The 15,620-nt window shown below is 62.6% G+C and carries 14 protein-coding genes and 1 tRNA gene; 7 read left to right on the forward strand and 8 right to left on the reverse strand.

Annotated elements, in window-relative coordinates; all coding sequences use genetic code 11:
* Nucleotides 1-80 precede the first annotated feature (80 nt).
* Nucleotides 81-2,489: a penicillin acylase family protein gene (locus GTP45_RS08290; protein ID WP_161013364.1), complete on the forward strand. Its 2,409-nt coding sequence runs from the start codon at nt 81-83 to the stop codon at nt 2,487-2,489.
* Here the strand turns inward: GTP45_RS08290 and GTP45_RS08295 are convergent.
* The 4 genes from GTP45_RS08295 to GTP45_RS08310 all read right to left on the reverse strand — a co-directional run bounded on the left by GTP45_RS08295 (nt 2,425) and on the right by GTP45_RS08310 (nt 7,126).
* The gene (locus GTP45_RS08295; protein ID WP_161013365.1) at nt 2,425-3,633 is read right to left on the reverse strand and encodes an acyltransferase family protein; all 1,209 of its coding nucleotides are present in this window, start codon (nt 3,631-3,633) and stop codon (nt 2,425-2,427) included. The two genes, GTP45_RS08290 and GTP45_RS08295, sit on opposite strands and share 65 nt — an antisense overlap.
* Nucleotides 3,634-3,727: 94 nt before the next feature.
* Nucleotides 3,728-4,444, reverse strand: coding sequence for a LytR/AlgR family response regulator transcription factor (locus GTP45_RS08300; protein WP_161013366.1), 717 nt, complete (start codon nt 4,442-4,444; stop codon nt 3,728-3,730).
* Nucleotides 4,432-5,490: a sensor histidine kinase gene (locus GTP45_RS08305; RefSeq protein WP_161013367.1), complete on the reverse strand. Its 1,059-nt coding sequence runs from the start codon at nt 5,488-5,490 to the stop codon at nt 4,432-4,434. Before GTP45_RS08305 ends, GTP45_RS08300 begins: the two co-directional genes overlap by 13 nt.
* Before the next feature lies 1 nt (nt 5,491).
* A complete protein-coding gene (locus GTP45_RS08310; RefSeq protein WP_161013368.1) occupies nt 5,492-7,126 on the reverse strand; it encodes a Na+/H+ antiporter in 1,635 nt (544 codons plus the stop codon).
* A gap of 115 nt (nt 7,127-7,241) precedes the next feature.
* Between GTP45_RS08310 and GTP45_RS08315 the strand changes: the two genes are divergently transcribed.
* Together GTP45_RS08315 and GTP45_RS08320 are read left to right on the forward strand one after the other, a co-directional pair.
* Nucleotides 7,242-7,317: transfer RNA gene (locus tag GTP45_RS08315), tRNA-Gly, on the forward strand.
* A 148-nt stretch (nt 7,318-7,465) separates the two neighbouring features.
* Complete coding sequence (locus GTP45_RS08320) at nt 7,466-8,431, forward strand: chemotaxis protein (RefSeq protein WP_161013369.1); 966 nt, start codon at nt 7,466-7,468, stop codon at nt 8,429-8,431.
* Between the two features lie 190 nt (nt 8,432-8,621).
* Here GTP45_RS08320 and fghA read toward each other — a convergent pair whose 3' ends face one another.
* Nucleotides 8,622-9,473: an S-formylglutathione hydrolase gene (gene fghA / locus GTP45_RS08325; protein WP_161013370.1), complete on the reverse strand. Its 852-nt coding sequence runs from the start codon at nt 9,471-9,473 to the stop codon at nt 8,622-8,624.
* An 86-nt stretch (nt 9,474-9,559) separates the two neighbouring features.
* Between fghA and GTP45_RS08330 the strand changes: the two genes are divergently transcribed.
* Nucleotides 9,560-10,744, forward strand: a complete 1,185-nt coding sequence (locus GTP45_RS08330; protein ID WP_161013371.1) for a cation:proton antiporter — start codon at nt 9,560-9,562, stop codon at nt 10,742-10,744.
* Nucleotides 10,744-11,862 carry a YbdK family carboxylate-amine ligase gene (locus GTP45_RS08335; RefSeq protein WP_161013372.1) on the forward strand — a complete coding sequence of 373 codons (1,119 nt, stop codon included), beginning with the start codon at nt 10,744-10,746 and terminating at the stop codon, nt 11,860-11,862. The genes GTP45_RS08330 and GTP45_RS08335 overlap by 1 nt, the downstream gene beginning before the upstream one ends.
* Here GTP45_RS08335 and GTP45_RS08340 read toward each other — a convergent pair whose 3' ends face one another.
* Both GTP45_RS08340 and GTP45_RS08345 read right to left on the reverse strand, forming a co-directional pair.
* On the reverse strand, nt 11,863-12,594 hold the full coding sequence (locus tag GTP45_RS08340; RefSeq protein WP_161013373.1) for a transporter substrate-binding domain-containing protein: 732 nt from the start codon (nt 12,592-12,594) through the stop codon (nt 11,863-11,865).
* Between the two features lie 99 nt (nt 12,595-12,693).
* On the reverse strand, nt 12,694-13,689 hold the full coding sequence (locus GTP45_RS08345; protein WP_161013374.1) for a gamma-glutamyl-gamma-aminobutyrate hydrolase family protein: 996 nt from the start codon (nt 13,687-13,689) through the stop codon (nt 12,694-12,696).
* 125 nt (nt 13,690-13,814) lie between these two features.
* Here GTP45_RS08345 and GTP45_RS08350 point away from each other — a divergent pair, with 125 nt between their 5' ends.
* Complete coding sequence (locus GTP45_RS08350; protein ID WP_161013375.1) at nt 13,815-14,276, forward strand: DUF421 domain-containing protein; 462 nt, start codon at nt 13,815-13,817, stop codon at nt 14,274-14,276.
* A gap of 2 nt (nt 14,277-14,278) precedes the next feature.
* On the opposite strand, the gene GTP45_RS08355 is transcribed toward GTP45_RS08350, so the two are convergent.
* Complete coding sequence (locus tag GTP45_RS08355; protein ID WP_161013376.1) at nt 14,279-14,605, reverse strand: flagellar basal body rod C-terminal domain-containing protein; 327 nt, start codon at nt 14,603-14,605, stop codon at nt 14,279-14,281.
* Nucleotides 14,606-14,736: 131 nt separating this feature from the next.
* On the opposite strand from GTP45_RS08355, the gene GTP45_RS08360 reads away from it, so the two are divergent.
* The gene (locus GTP45_RS08360; RefSeq protein WP_229258376.1) at nt 14,737-15,591 is read left to right on the forward strand and encodes a type 2 periplasmic-binding domain-containing protein; all 855 of its coding nucleotides are present in this window, start codon (nt 14,737-14,739) and stop codon (nt 15,589-15,591) included.
* Nucleotides 15,592-15,620: the final 29 nt, after the last annotated feature.

Here is a 15,620-nt window from a genome sequence, read left to right on the forward strand (position 1 = left end):
TGCATATAAGTAGCTGATTGCCCGCGCCTCCGCTCTCTGGCAGTATTCCCCAGTTAATGATTTTCTATCACGGGGATGGTATGCAGAAAAACGGGGTGCTGGTGTGGTCGAAGCGGATATTGATAGCGGCGGTGGTGTTGCTGCTGCTGGCGATAGCCGCCGCGTGGCTGTATTTGCGCGGCAGCCTCGCGCAGCTGGAAGGCTCGCGCCAGGCGGCGGGTCTTGAAACCACGGCCAGCGTGGCGCGCGACGAACACGGCGTGCCGGTGATTAGTGGCGGCAGCCGCGCTGACGTGGCCTACGCCACCGGCTTCGTGCACGCGCAGGAGCGCTTCTTCCAGATGGATTTGCTGCGCCGCGTGGCCGCTGGCGAGTTGTCCGAGCTGTTTGGAGAACGCGCGCTGCCGCTCGATAAATCGCATCGCTTGCATCGTTTCCGCGCCCGCGCCGAACTGGCGCTGAAAACCATGGCGCCGGCCGACCGCGCGCTGCTGGATCGCTACGTGGCCGGCGTCAATGACGGCTTGAATGCGCTGAGCGCCAAGCCGTTTGAGTATGCGCTGGTTGGCTCGCCGCCGCGCGCATGGGGCCCGGCCGATACCATGCTGGTAATCTGGGCTATGTACTTTGATCTCCAAGGCAGCCAGGAACCGCGTGAACTGGCGCGCGGCTGGTTCAAGGACAACGCCAGCGAAGAGCAGCGCGCCTTCCTCGCACCGGAATCGACGCCATGGGATGCGCCGCTGGATGCCAAGACCATCGCCGCCGCTGATGTGGTGATCCCGGCCGCGCCGCCTGCATGGTGGGGCAAGCCGAAGGCCGCCGACGCACCGGCGCCGGCCAAGGTAGCCGCCGCAGAATTCCTTAACACGGTAGGCAGCAACAACTGGGCGGTATCGGGCGGGCGCAGCGACACCGGCGCGGCCATCGTCGCCGACGATATGCACCTCGGGATTTCGCTGCCGACTATCTGGTATCGCGCCGCGTTGCAGTTCCCGGACGCGAAGGGCGGCCAGCGCCGCATGGTCGGCGTAACGCTGCCGGGCGCACCGCTGGTGGTGGTGGGCAGTAACGGCAAGGTGGCGTGGGGCTTCACCAACAGCTATGGCGACTACATGGACTTCATCGCGCTCGAAACGGATGCGTCCAAGCCGGGCCAGGTGCGCACGCAAGCCGGCTGGGAGACGCCGGTGGTGCATGAAGAAACCATCCTGGTGAAAGGCGCGCCAGCCGCCAAGCTGGCCGTGCGCGAAACCTCGCTCGGCCCGATCCGCGAGGCGCTGGGCCGCAGCTACGCGCTGCACTGGACGGCGCACTTGCCGGGCGCCGTCAACTTCAATCTGGCCCGGATGGAATCGGCAGACACGCTCGATCAAGCGCTGGAAGTCGCCGCCACGCTGGGCGTACCGGCGCAGAACTTCATGGGCGGTGACGACAAGGGTAACATCGGCTGGACGATCGCCGGCCCGTTGCCGCGCCGCGCGCCGGCCGGCCTGGCGTCTACCTATCCAATGAGCGCTGATGATGCAGCTGGCGTGTGGCAAGGCTGGCTGACGCCTGCTGAATATCCGAAAGTGGTGAATCCGGCGGATGGCCATCTGGCTACCGCCAACAGCCGCCAGCTGGCTGGCGCCAACGCTGCGCTGATCGGCGACGGCGGCTTCGACCTCGGCGCGCGTACGCACCAGGTGCGCGACGACTTGGCGGCGCTAGGCCCGAAAACGGATGTGAAGAAGGTCTATGCGATTGGCCTCGATGACCGCGCGGTGTTCCTCAGCGCGTGGCACGAGCGCGCCGTGCTTGCGCTGGACGCCAAGGCCGTCGCCGGCAATGCGCAACGCGCCGAGGCGCTCAAGCTGTTGAAGGATGGCTGGACTGGCAAGGCTAGCGTGGACTCGGTCGGCTATCGCATCACGCGTGGCTTTATGTATGCGGTGTACGACATCATGTACGAAAGCGCCAACGTGGAACTGGCGAAGATCGATCCGAAAGCCAGCATGGCGTCGGTGAGTTCGCGCTGGCCGGTGGTGCTGGCGCGACTGCTGGATCAGCAACCAGCTGCTTGGCTGCCGTCGCAATACGCCGATTGGCAAGCCTTGCAAGTAGCCGCAATCGACCGCGTGATCAAGGATCTGACCAAGGACGGCCAGCCGCTGTCCGCCGCCACCTGGGGCCAGCGTAATACGGCGGCCAGCGCGCACCCGATGGCGTCGGCGATTCCGCTGCTGGGCAAGTACCTGAAGGTCGCGCCGGACATGCTGCCAGGCGATCAGCACATGCCGCGCGTATCCGGCCCGACTTTCGGCCAGTCCGAGCGTCTGACCGTATCGCCGGGCCACGAGGAGCAGGGCATCTTCAACATGCCGGCAGGGCAGAGCGGCCATCCGCTGTCGCCTTACTTCCTCGATGGCCGCATGGATTGGCTTACCGGGCGGGAGTCGCCGCTGCTGCCGGGGCCTGCGCAGCATACGCTGACGTTTGTGAAGTAATCCGGCCCAGTCCAAACAGTGGGCGCAACACGGCGATGCGGCGCACCACTTCAAACACGCCGAAACTGATGGCGAAGGTCAGCACGATCAGGAACACGCCTTCTATGGCCGGCGCCAGTTTGATGGGCTTCATCCAGTGCGCCATGCTGACGATCAGCGTCTGGTGCAGGATGTAGACCGGGAACACTGCTTCGGTCAGGTAGCGGCGCTTGGCGCTATCGAAGTTCAGGTGGCGGTGGCCGAAGCCGCAAACGGTCAGGATCGGCGCCCATTGGCACAGGCAATAGATGGAGCGGAAGACCGGCTTCCATTGCTGTACTTCCGGCGTGTTGGCCAGCGCTTCGGGGATCGACCAGTAGCAGACGACCAGCGCCCAGCTGCTTAGCCACAGCGTCAGGCTAGTCCAGCGCAGCGCTTCCACCTTGGTCCAGAACTGCGCTTGCATCGCCAGCAATGCGCCAAGTGCGAACAGGAAGAAGTAATGTGCATGGTTGTACCAGTCATCGGTTAGCGCATGCGTGGTTGGGAAGCGATCGACCAGTGCGAAGCGTGCGGCGGCCAGCACTAGTACCGGCAGCACGATGATGCGCCAGCCGCTCAGCAAACGGCCCAGCGCATTCGAGACCGCATCGAAGCGCGCGCCCAGCAGCCACACGATCAAGCCGGCTGCCATGGTGTAGGCCCACAGGTAGGCCACGAACCACAGGTGATTCCAGGTCGGCATGTCGAGACAATCGGTGCCGCGGCAGAAGCCTTTGTAGCTGGTGACGTACAGCTGCATGAATTCCTGGTAGCCGCCTTGGTAGGCTACTTTTTCCACCACTTCAAAATACGCTTGCGGCGGCACGATCACGAACATGCCGAAAATTAGCGGCACCAGCAGCCGCCAGCTGCGCTGTTTGAGTAGCGCGCCGAGGCGGAATTTCTTCAGCATGAAGGCGGTGGCGACGCCGGAGATCATGAACAGCAGGCCGAGACGCCACGGCGAGGACAGGATCATCAGCGGTTCGATGGCGTCGCTGGCGTGCGGGCTTTTTACGTGCCAGTCCCACGTTACGTAGTACATGCCGGTATGGTAGAGGATCAGCACGAAGAACGCGAAGATGCGTATCCAGTCGAAGTAGTAGAGGCGGTTGTTGTTCATTCCTGGCTCCTTGATAATGAAGCCAGATTAACGATGGCCTCCACGCGCGTCTATCGCCGTGGGGCGAAATGGGCGCGGCGTGGGGCGAGCCGGATTAGTTGGAGGCGAGCCGGGTTTCGATCTCGGCGCGGAACTGGCGGCTTAGCGGGACGCGGGCGCCGTTGTGGAGGATGATTTCGCCGTCGCCTTTATCGAGGTTGGCGATGCTGGAGATCCAGCTTAGCTGGATGGCGGCGCGGCGGTGGCAGCGGATGAAGCGCGGGCCGAGTTTTTCCAGCAGGCCGGCCAGTGTTTGGCGCATCAGCGGTTCGCCGTCTGCGGTGTGCAGGATGACGTAGTTGTCGGCGGTTTCAATCCACTGGATTTGGTCGACTTTGACGATGCGGGTGCCGCTGCGTTCGGGGACGAGCAGTTGGGTGACGGCGGGCAGTGGCGCCTCGCTGGCGGGGCGCTGCTGGGCGAGGCGGTCGCGCACGCGGTGCAGGGCGCGTTGCAGGCGCGGCTGGTCGTAGGGTTTGAGCAGGTAGTCGATGGCGTTGGCGTCGAAAGCGCGGATCGCGTATTCGTCGTAGGCGGTGACGAAGACCACCAGCGGGGCTGGCGTCGGCAGCGAGGCGGCGACATCGAGGCCGGTGATTTCGGGCATCTGGATGTCGAGCAGGAGCAGGTCGGGTGCGAAGGCGGGCAGGCGTTCGAGGGCTTCCACGCCATCGCGGGCTTCTTCGATGGCGGTGATGCCGGGCTCGGAGGTCAGCATGCGGCGCAGTTTGTCGCGCGCCGGGCGCTCGTCGTCGACGATCAGGATGCGCATGGCAGCCTCACTTCCGCGCGCACGCCAGCCGGCGAGAGTTGAATCAGATCGAATGCGGCGCGCTCGCCGTACAGCGCCGCCAGCCGCTCGCGCAAATTGCGCACGCCGATGCCGCTGCCCGTGCCATCGCCTTGCAGCGTGCCGCTGTCATCCTCTATGCGCAGCAGCAGCGTGTCTTGCTGGCGCTGGGCGGAGATGCTGATGGCGGTTAGCTGGCGGCGCTTTTCGACGGTGTGCTTGAATACATTCTCCAGCAAGGGCTGCATGCTCATCACCGGCACCTCAATGCCGAGCAGCGACTCGTCGATATCCCAGGCGATGCTGACGCGGTCAGCAAAGCGCTCGCTCATCAAGGCCGCGTAGCCGCGCAAGATGCGTAGCTCGGTCTCCAGCGGCACCAGGTGGCGCTCGCCCACATCCAGCGTGGCGCGCAGCACGTCCGATAACTGCACCAGCATGGCGTCGGCCCGCTGTACGTCGCTGTACATCAGCGACGATATCGTGTTCAAGGCATTGAATAGGAAGTGCGGCTGCATTTGCTGGCTCAATCGTAGCAGCTGCGCTTCCCGCAGCGAGGCATTGGCGCGCGCCACCCGCAGCTTCTCTTCCAGCATTGCGTGGAACGACAGCACGCCGAATACGATGCCGGTGAAGGTGGTGAAGAACACCGTGATCTTCACATCTTCATACAAGAAGGTTTGTGCCCATGGCGTGTGCGTGTAGATCTCGCCGTTCATGGCATAGATCGCGTGGCGTATCCCAAACGCGATAGGCGTGAACAGGATCCAGTACATTGGCAGAAACACCAACTGCCGCGCAAACCAGCGCACCGGCGACGATATCAGCCCGTCGTACTTGCGTGTCAGGTGGCGCTGAACCATCAGCAGCACGGTGCAGGTGAAGGCCGACGAGGTCTCCCACAGGATAGGCTTCCAGTATTCATGGCCGCCGTCGCGCGCATACTCCTGCAATGCGGTGGACACCATCAGCACCCAAAACAGGAGCCATGCGACGATCAACAGGAAGCGGGTCTGGGAGCGTAGCATCTTAGCGGTAGCGTGCTTCCATCAGGTCGATCTCGCGTACCAGCTTGCGCGAGATTTCGTCGGAGATGTGGTCATGCCGCGCCAGGTCAAACACGGTGCGGCGCTCGGCCTCCAGTGCCGCCAGGCGCAACTCCTTCTCGGCGGAGTCGGTCTTGCGCCATGCTTGTTCGCTTTCTGGATCGACCTCTTTCAGCTTGTGCTCATAGAAGGCGATCACGCGCGCCGCTGCTTGCGGGTAGACCTCGGGATCGACGCAGGAATCGGACTCCATCAATTCAATCTGTGTTTTTTCGATGGCGGAGATGGCCGCGTTGGCCGCCGCGCGGCGCGCCAGGTCTTCCTCCTGCTGTTCTTCCGGCTCGGCCGGGAAGGTCATGCCGGCCAGCAGGCGCGGCAGGGCGATGCTGGCCACCAGCAGCGAAATCAAGATCACCGAGCAGGCGAGGAAGATGGTCAGCGCGCGCGCCGGGAACGGCGAGCCGTCCGGCAGCGCTAGCGGCAGCGTCAACACGCCGGCCAGCGTGATGGTGCCGCGCGCGCCCGCCAGCGTGGTCGCCAGCAGCAGGCGCAGTTTGATTTTGTGGCGCGGCTGGTGGCGGATCTTTTGCTTGAAGATGGTCAGCCGCAGCGAGGCCCACACCCACACCATGCGCAGCAACAGCAGGCCGCCAGTGATCGCAAATGCGTAGGCCACCAGCCACCAGCGGTTCACGTGGCCGCTTTCTTCCAGCGAGGCGCCGGCAAGACGGAAGATGTCGGGCAGCTGTTCGCCCAGCAGCACGAACATCACGCCGTTAAGCGAGAACTGCACCGTGTCCCACACAGCCGAGCGCTGGATGCGGGTGTTGGCGTGGGCGTGGCCGCTCAGTTCCACGTAGCTCATGGTGACGCCGGCCGCCACCGCCGCCAGGATGCCGGAAGCATGCAGGCGCTCCGCGACGAGATAGGCGCCGAATGGAATCAGCAAGTTGACCAGGATCGGAGAACCCGGCGGCTCGCCGAAGTGGCGCACCAGCCAGCGCTGAATCCACGTCACTACCATGGTCAGGCCGACGCCGGCCGCAATCCCGGCCACCACCAGCCAGACGAAGGTGAGGGCGGCGGTTTGCAGCGAGAAGGCGCCGGTCATGGCCGCGGCCACCGCAAAGCGGAAGCACACCAGGCCGGAGGCGTCGTTCAGCAGCGACTCGCCTTCCAGGATGTGCATCAGGCGCTTGGGGATCGGCGAGCTGGAAGCGATCGAGCTGACCGCAATCGGATCGGTCGGCGAGACGATGGCCGCCAGCGCAAACGCCACCGGCAGCGGCATGGCCGGAATCATCCAGTGAATCAGGAAGCCCGCGCCGATCACCGTGAACACCACCAGCCCGAACGCCAGTTCAAGAATGGTGCCCTTGTCGCGCAGCAGGCCGCTTTTCGGGATGCGCCAGCCGTCCAGGAACAGCAGCGGCGGCAGGAAGACGAGGAAGAACAGGTCAGGCTCAAGGTCGACGCCGTGCGAGGACTTGGCCGCAATCAGCGCGCCGAGCCCAATCTGCACCAGCGGCAGCGGTATCGCGCGCGGCAGCAGGCGCCGGATGTAGGCGCTGGCCACTACCGCCAACAACATGATCAGCACGACTTCTATCGAATCCATTCCCGTCCCTGTTCATCGCAAAACGAGGCTAAGCTTACACTATTGGCAGTCTGGTAAAAAGTTGGCCGCTGGCTCTGGCGTAATGGAAATCTTTCTGTCATAATACGTGCCTTCTGCGGGAGTAGCTCAGTTGGTAGAGCGCAACCTTGCCAAGGTTGAGGTCGAGAGTTCGAGACTCTTCTCCCGCTCCAGAATTCAGTAGTGACTTACTACAAACAAAAAAGGAAGCCTGCGGGCTTCCTTTTTTGTTGTTTATCGTTCTCCGAAACAACATCCAGTACGACAACTTAGCGTTGCAAACGTTATACTAGGCGTGGATCACCGAAGGAGACGATATCCATGAAATCTGTTCAACAGGAAGTTGATGAGCGCAGTAACTTAACCAACTCCAACAAATTCGAACTGCTCCTGTTCCGACTTGGCGGCGACGCCAACGGCGAACATTCCGAGCTGTTCGGTATCAACGTCTTCAAAATCCGCGAGATCGTGGCCATGCCCGAAGTAACCGCTGTGGCCGGATCCCCGCCACACATGCTGGGCGTTGTGAACCTGCGCGGACAAATCATCACGGTGCTGGATTTGCCAGGCATCGTCGGTGTGACCCCAAAAACCGGTCTGAATATTATGTTGGTCACTGAATTCGCGCGCACCACGCAAGCGTTCGCGGTCGAATCGGTGGATGAAATTGTGCGCCTGGACTGGAGCCAGGTGCTGACGGCGGAAGGCACGGCCGGCGGCAAAGTCACCAGTATCGCGCGCGTTGACGGCGACACCCAGAACACCCGCCTGGCGCAGGTGCTGGACGTGGAAACCATCCTGCGCGAACTGGTGCCACCGGAGCGCGAGGACATCGACCCGGAAACCATCGGCCCGAAAGTGCTGCTGAAACCGGGTTCCGTGGTGCTGGCTGCCGACGATTCGGTGGTGGCGCGCAACCTGATCGAAAAAGGTTTGGAAGCGATGGGCGTGCACTTCATCATGACCAAGTCCGGCAAGGAAGCGTGGGATCGTCTGCAAGCGATTGCAGAAGGCGCCAAGGCCGAAGGCCTGCCGATCACCGACCGCGTGGCGATGGTGCTGACCGACCTGGAAATGCCGGAGATGGATGGTTTTACGCTGACCCGCTTGATCAAGCAGGATCCGCGCTTCGGCAAGATCCCGGTTGTGATTCACTCGTCGCTGTCGGGCAAGACCAACGAGGACCACGTCAAGGGCGTGGGTGCGGATGCGTATGTGGCCAAGTTCTCGGCAGAGGATTTGGCTGGTACTATCCGCAGCGTGCTGGGCAAGGCTGCCAACGCTTAAGCGGACGTGTTATGTCGAAGGCCGTGACGGAAACGTCACGGCCTTTTTTATGCGGGGTGCGGCGCATGCTTTTGCTGCAGGCGTTTAGCAGGCGTGCTGTTTTTAGTACCCCTAGCAAAAGGGTCTGACCCCGTACGGGGTCAGACCCTGACGCCAACGGTGTGCGGGTTGGGTTGGTGCCGCCCGCTTTTCAGGCGACAGGCAACGTCAAACCCTCGTAGTGGAAGCGCAGGTGGTCTTCGATGAAGGTTGAGATGAAGTAGTAGCCGTGATCGTAGCCCTCATGCCGGCGCAAGGTCAGCGGCTGCTCTGCGCTCATGCACGCGGCTTCAAACGCTTGCGGGTACAGCTGCTCTTGCAGGAATTTGTCGCCCAAGCCTTGATCGATCAAGATGCCGGCCGGGAAGGGCGTCTTCGATTGCGCCATCAGCATGCTGGCGTCGTACTGCGCCCACTCGGCCTTGTCTTCGCCCAGGTAACCGGTGAAGGCTTTCACGCCCCACGGGCATTTCGACGGCGCGGCGATCGGCGCAAAAGCCGACACCGTACGGAATACGTCCGGCCGTTTCAGCGCCATGGTCAACGCGCCATGCCCACCCATCGAGTGGCCGAAGATGCCGATGCGCGATGCATCGACCGGCAGTTCCCGCGCCACCAATTCGTGCAGCTCATGAATGTAGCTGTACATGCGATAGTGCTTGGCCCACCCAGGCTGCGTCGCATCGAGATAGAAACCGGCGCCGACGCCGAAGTCCCAACTCTCGCTTTCGCCCTCAACACCAGCACCGCGCGGCGACGTGTCCGGCGCGATCAGCATCAAGCCCAGTTCCGCCGCCACGCGCTGCGCGCCGGCCTTGATCATGAAGGTCTCTTCGGTGCAGGTCAGGCCCGCGAGGTAGAACAGCGCAGGCACCGCGCCGTGCCCGGCTTGCGGTGGCATGAAAACCGAGAAGCGCATCGGCAGGCCGATCTCGCGCGAATCGTGACGGTAGAAGCGCTGTACGCCGCCATAGCAAGCGTGTTCGCTGACAAGTTCCAGCATAATTGTTTCCTTATGTCCCCCAGCGCACAGTGAAAAAGCTGGTAATAGTCCAGAATTGTACAAGTATCTTTAAAAAGGAGAAGTACATGCCGGATATTCAAGGCATTTTGGCCGATCTGGGCTGGCCGCTGGCGATTGCCGTGGCATGGCTGTCGGGGGAATTCGTGCATCGATGGACGCGTCTACCGCGCATCAGTGTTTACGGTTTGATTGGTTTTTTACTGGCACAGGCATTTCCTGAAGCGCTCAGCAGCGGCGCTTCCAGCAATGTGACCATCTTGGCTAATATGGCCTTCGGTCTGATCCTGTTTGAATTTGGTTATCGCATCAATCTGCACTGGTTGCGGATTAATCCCTGGATTGCCGTCACCGGCCTGGTGGAATCGGCCGCCACTTTCGGCGTGGTCTACCTGATCTCGCATGTCACCGGCATGCCGCCGCTGACCTCCCTGTTACTGGCCTCGCTGGCCATGTCCACTTCGCCGGCCGGTGTGCTGCGCGTGATTAATGAAGAAGATAGCTCGGGCCAAGTGACCGAGCGCGTGCTGCACCTGGTGGCGATCAATAGCGTGATTGCGCTGTTTGTGTTCAAGGTGGTGGTGGGCTTCTGGGTGTTCCAGACCTCCGGCAGCCTGACGCAGGCGATTTCGCACAGCGGCATCGAGTTGCTGGTGTCGGCCGCGATGGGCGCGCTGATGGGCTTCATTGTGCCGCTGGTGCTGCGCCGCCTCGGCGCGCTGGCGCAGGATGGCACGGTGGCGTTTGCGCTCGGCGTGATTCTGCTGGTGGCCGCATCGCGCGCGTTTGACGTGTCGCCGGTGCTGGCGACGCTGACCTTCGGCCTTGCGGCGCGCCACAAGCGGGTGGCGTTCAGCCGCACCGAACGTAACTTCGGCGGCATCGGCGAGTTGCTGACGGTGCTGCTGTTTGTGTTTGCCGTGTCGACCCTGGAGTGGGAGCGCGTGGTTGACGGCGCCGGGCTGGCGGTGGTGCTGCTGCTGGCGCGCTTTGTGGTGAAGGCTGCGAGCGTGGCGGCGTTCGCGCACGTTGGCGGCATCTCGTGGCGCAAGGGGCTGTTGACCGGTATCGCGCTGTCGCCGATGTCGGTGTTTGTCACGCTGCTGCTGGAGCAGACGAAATACATGGGGATCGTGCTGGTTGACGAACTGGCGGCGCTGGCGGCGATGACGCTGCTGCTGGAAGTGGTCGGCCCCGTCATCACCCAGCGCGCGCTGCACTGGGCGAAAGAAACCCCGCAGGAGGAAAAATAATGGCATTGGAAGCATTCAAATCATCGCAGCCGCTCACCATGGGCGTGGAGCTGGAACTGCAACTGGTTAGCTTGTCGGACTTCGACTTGACCGCATCGAGCCCGGACTTGCTGCATCTGTTGAGCCGCAAGCCTTTCCCCGGCAACGTCACGCCGGAAATCACCGAGAGCATGATCGAGATTAACAGCGACGTGCACACCAATCACACCGAGTTGGTGGCGCAGTTGCAGCTGATCCGCGATACCCTGGTGCAGGCGGGCGAGCAGCTCAACATCGGCATTTGCGGCGGCGGCACGCACCCGTTCCAGAAATGGTCGGAGCGGCGCATCTTCTCCAAGCCGCGCTTTAAAGAAGTGTCGGAGCTGTACGGCTACCTGGCCAAGCAGTTCACCATCTTCGGCCAGCACGTGCACATCGGCTGCGAGTCGGGCGATGACGCGCTGTTCCTGCTGCATGCGCTGAGCCGCTACGTGCCGCACTTTATCGCGCTGTCGTCATCGTCGCCGTACGTGCAGGGGAATGACACGCTGTTCAACTCCGCGCGTTTGAACTCGGTGTTTGCCTTCCCGATGAGCGGCCGCGCGCCGTTCACGCAAAGCTGGTCGACCTTTGAGCACGAGTACTTCGCCAAGATGGAGCACACGGGCGTTATCAAGAGCATGAAGGACTTTTACTGGGACATCCGCCCCAAGCCGGAATACGGCACCATCGAACTGCGCGTGTGCGACACGCCGCTGACGGTGGAGCGGGCGGCGGCGCTGGCCGTGTACTTGCAGGCGCTGTGCCGCTACCTGCTGGAGCGGAGAGAGGAAGCGCCGGCGGAAGACGATTACCTCGTCTACAACTACAATCGTTTCCAGGCCTGCCGCTTCGGCCTCGATGGCACGGTCGTACATCCGAAAACCTACGAGAGCTTGTCGCTGCGCGAAGATATCCTGACCACGCTGCGCAAGATGGAGCCGCACGGCGCGGCGCTCGGCGGCACGGCCGGCTTGCAGCACTTGGTGCAGATCACGCACGAGGGAAGCGACGCCCACTACCTGCGCCAGCAGTTCGACCGCAGCGGCAGCGTGGAGGGCGTGGTGGATGCAGCGATTCAGCGCTTCCGCGGCCGCTGATTATTTGAAGGTGATGGCCTTGTTCAAGCGGGCGATCACCTCGTCCGGCACGGCCCTGCTGCACATGATGTGACGGTCGCCGCCGCGCGGCATGTCTTTCAATTGCAGCAGGCGCAGGCTGGCTGCATACTCGCCAGCCTCGTTCTTGAGGATGTAGTTGCCCTCGTCCTCGGACACGAACATCATGTCGACCGCGCCCTTGGCCACCGACTGCACCATCTTGACCGTGGAGGCGGTGGACACGGCCACCACCGGATGCCATTTGTGGATGAATTTATCCAGTCCGCCGTACGAAAAATTATCCTTGACCAGCACGCGGATGTCGCGCTGGCTTGCCAGCTCGGCCATGGTGGTGATGCCGCGCTCGGCGAATGCGGCGTTAGTTAGCAGCAGCCAGCTCTTGTCGCGGTAAATCGCCTTGGTGTACTTGGCGTAGGCCTGCCGTTCCGGCACCGAAAACCAGCCGATGGTGCAGTTCAGCCCCTTGGGATCCTTGATCATCGCCAGCTGGCGATTGGTCGGCACGATGTGCCATTGCACCGGGATGCCGGCGGCTTTGAAGGCGGCCGTGGTTGGCGTTCCGGTCAGGCCGGCCGGCGAGCCGTCGGCCTGTTGCAGCAAGTAGGGCGGACGCTCGGCGTAGGCGACATGGATGGTGTCCTGCGCCGCGCAAGCCAGCGGGGCCAACAGCAGGCTTGCGATGAGTAGGGCGTTGCTACGCTGGCATCTCATGGAGTGCATCCAGTTCTACGAAGATCGCCAGTCTACACCCGGTGATAGCATTCAATCAAAATACATTATTAATGGCATCACTTTCGTGCTGCATGCCTGTCAAAAACGTGTCTCTCGCGCCACGCGCAAGAAGTTATCGAGGATGCCGGTGCAGTCCAGCAGTTCGACGCCGCCGGCGCGGTGGAATTCCGGGTGCCATTGCAGGCCCATCACAAACGGCGCTTTGCGGTAGCGGATCGCCTCGATCATATTGTCCGGCACCGACAGCGCTTCGACCGACATATCGCGGCCCAGTGTTTTGACGGCCTGGTGGTGGATCGAGTTGACCAGGCGGCTGCCCTGGCCGTGCAGCATGCGCGCCAGCGAGGAGCCGGCCGGGAAGCTGATTTCGTGGCGGTTGCGGTCGTAATCGTCGTTGACGTGGGCCAGCGACTCCGGCACGTCGGTGGCGATGTCCTGGTACAGCGTGCCGCCGAAGGCAACGTTAATCAGCTGGCAGCCGCGGCAGATGCCGAGCACCGGCTTGCCGGCTTCGACGAATTCGTGCAGCAGCTCCAGTTCGTACATATCGCGCGCGCGGTCGCCCGACCACTCGGGCCGGGTCGGCACCTCGGAGTAGCTTTGCGGCGAGACATCGGCGCCGCCTTGCAGCACCAGTCCGTCGAGGTGCTTGGCGTAGTCGCGCAGGCGGATGTTGGATGGATGCAGCAGCCCCTCGGTGTTCACGGTCGGTATCATGAACACCAGCACGTCGCGCGACATCACCCATTGCGCGATCGATTCTTCAAGGTATTGCAGGTTCTTGCTGCGCAGGCCGGTAGCGCCGGGCTCGGGATGGAAGATGCGCGCCGAGACGCCGATGTGCAGCGGCCGCTGGATGATGTGGCGCGTGGCCGCCGCCGCAATGCGCCGGTAGCGCGCCATGATGACGCGGCCCCACAGGCTGAACACGGTGTCGCCAGGATCGAGGTAGCGCGGCGTATTTTGGTCGTGGCGGGTCTTGCGTTCGTGCTGGCGGCGGTCGCCGTGGTCGGAGGCGCGGCGTTGCTGCGTGGCCGGTTGCGGAGTGTGGTCATCATCGGGGCCGGTGCTCATACTGATTCCTGTCTGTCTCGGAAGGCTTCAGTGTGCCATACGTCAAAGTCATCAGTCGCCCGCTTCGGCGCCGCTGGGTGAGGGCGCGCACGTAATCCCCGATGCGCGGCAGGTAAGCTGGCTGCATGTTCGATCTAAGCTTACCTTGGTGGGAATTTATACTGCGCGGCGTGGTGGTCTACAGCGCCTTGCTGGTATTGATGCGCCTGTCTGGCAAGCGCACGGTAGGCCAGTTCACGCCGTTCGATTTGCTGGTGGTGATGCTGCTCAGCGAGGCGGTCTCGAATTCGCTTTCGGGCGGTGACGATTCGGTGGCCGGCGGCTTGCTGATCGCGTGCACCTTGATTGCATTGAACATGCTGCTGGCGTGGCTATCGTCGCGCAGCAAGCGGCTGGCCAGCCTGATCGACGGCGACAGCGTGCTGCTCGGCCGCGACGGCCAGATTTACTACGGCGTGCTGAAAAAATGCCGCATCGCCGAAAGCGACGTCCACCAGGCCCTGCGCGAAGCCGACGTCGAACTCGCCCAAGCCCGCTGCATCTTCCTTGAAGCCGACGGCAGCATCACGGTGCTGGAGAAGAAATAGCGTTACGCCCTGATGTCGATCAGGGTGCCAAGATTCTGGTCAGCGGCTTGAATCACTTTGGCCGACAAGTCGAATTGCGCTTTGTAGACCAGCGAGTTGGTGGTTTCCACTGCGAGGTTGGTCGCGCTCGGCGCTTCAACTTGCAGCAGTTCCTGGCCCCGTATGGAAATCGAGACGCCGCTGCCGGCCGGCGCGCTTTCCTGGAATACCGCCTGCGACGGCTGGAAACCCTGGGTGCCGATGTTGGCGATCGCGTGCGCGCTATTGCCCAACGCGCGCTCGGCGGCGTTGAGACCGGTCACTCCAGAACTAAGCGCGGCGATGGCCATGATATTTCCCTTCGGCAAGAAGACTCCAGTGTACACCGCAACGTAAGCTGTTGCAATTTCCATTGGCAGCTTGATAATATCGTGGGGCAGGCGTAGGATCAAACTAGATACATCCTTGAAAGTTACTGGCCATGCGCTACCTTTTACTCATCGTCTGCTGGTGGTGCGGCGTGGCGCTGGCGGCGCCGACGACCGTGTATTACCCGCGCGTGGAAAGCGACGGCGACAATGGCGAATACGGCATCGCCTTGCTGCAGCTGGCCTTGGCCAAGGCTGGCGGCGAGTACCGCGCCGAGGTGTCGCCGCTGGGCATGCAGCAAAACCGCGCGCTGACCGAACTGCAATCGCCGCAAGGCCGCATCGACGTGGTGGGCACCATGACCTCGGCCGAGCGCGAAACCAAGCTGCTGCCGATCCGCATTCCCATGACGCGCGGCCTGATCGGCTGGCGCATCGGCCTGCTGCGCTCGGATCACAGGGATCTGCTGCAATCGGTGCGCGGCCTGGACGACCTCAAACACTTCAACGCCGGGCAGGGCCACGACTGGCCGGATCTGCAAATCCTGCGCCACAGCGGCGTGCCGGTGCAGCCGATTACCATCTACCACACGCTGTTCGGCATGCTGAACGCCAACCGCATCGACTGGGTGCCGCGCTCGGTCAATGAGATTTGGCGCGAGGTGGCCCGCCATCCCGAGCTGGTGGTCGATCCTTACGTGGTGGTGCGCTACCCGACCGCCGATTACTTCTTCGTCAATCGCAACAACTCGGCACTGGCGGAGGCGATCCGGCGCGGCCTGGAGACGGCCTTGGCCGATGGCAGCTTCGAGAAGCTGTTTTACGTCCACTACGGTGCGCTGATCCGGCAAGCGCGCCTGGACAAACGGGTGCTGATCCAGCTGCCGAATCCGCTGCTGTCGCCGGCCACGCCGCTGCAACGCAAAGAACTTTGGTTCACGCTGGACGACCTGAAACGTATCCCATAACAATTGCACTTGTGCTATTCTTGCGCCCG

It is taken from the genome of Duganella rivi, from assembly GCF_009857435.1.
Classification (GTDB): domain Bacteria; phylum Pseudomonadota; class Gammaproteobacteria; order Burkholderiales; family Burkholderiaceae_D; genus Rugamonas; species Rugamonas rivi.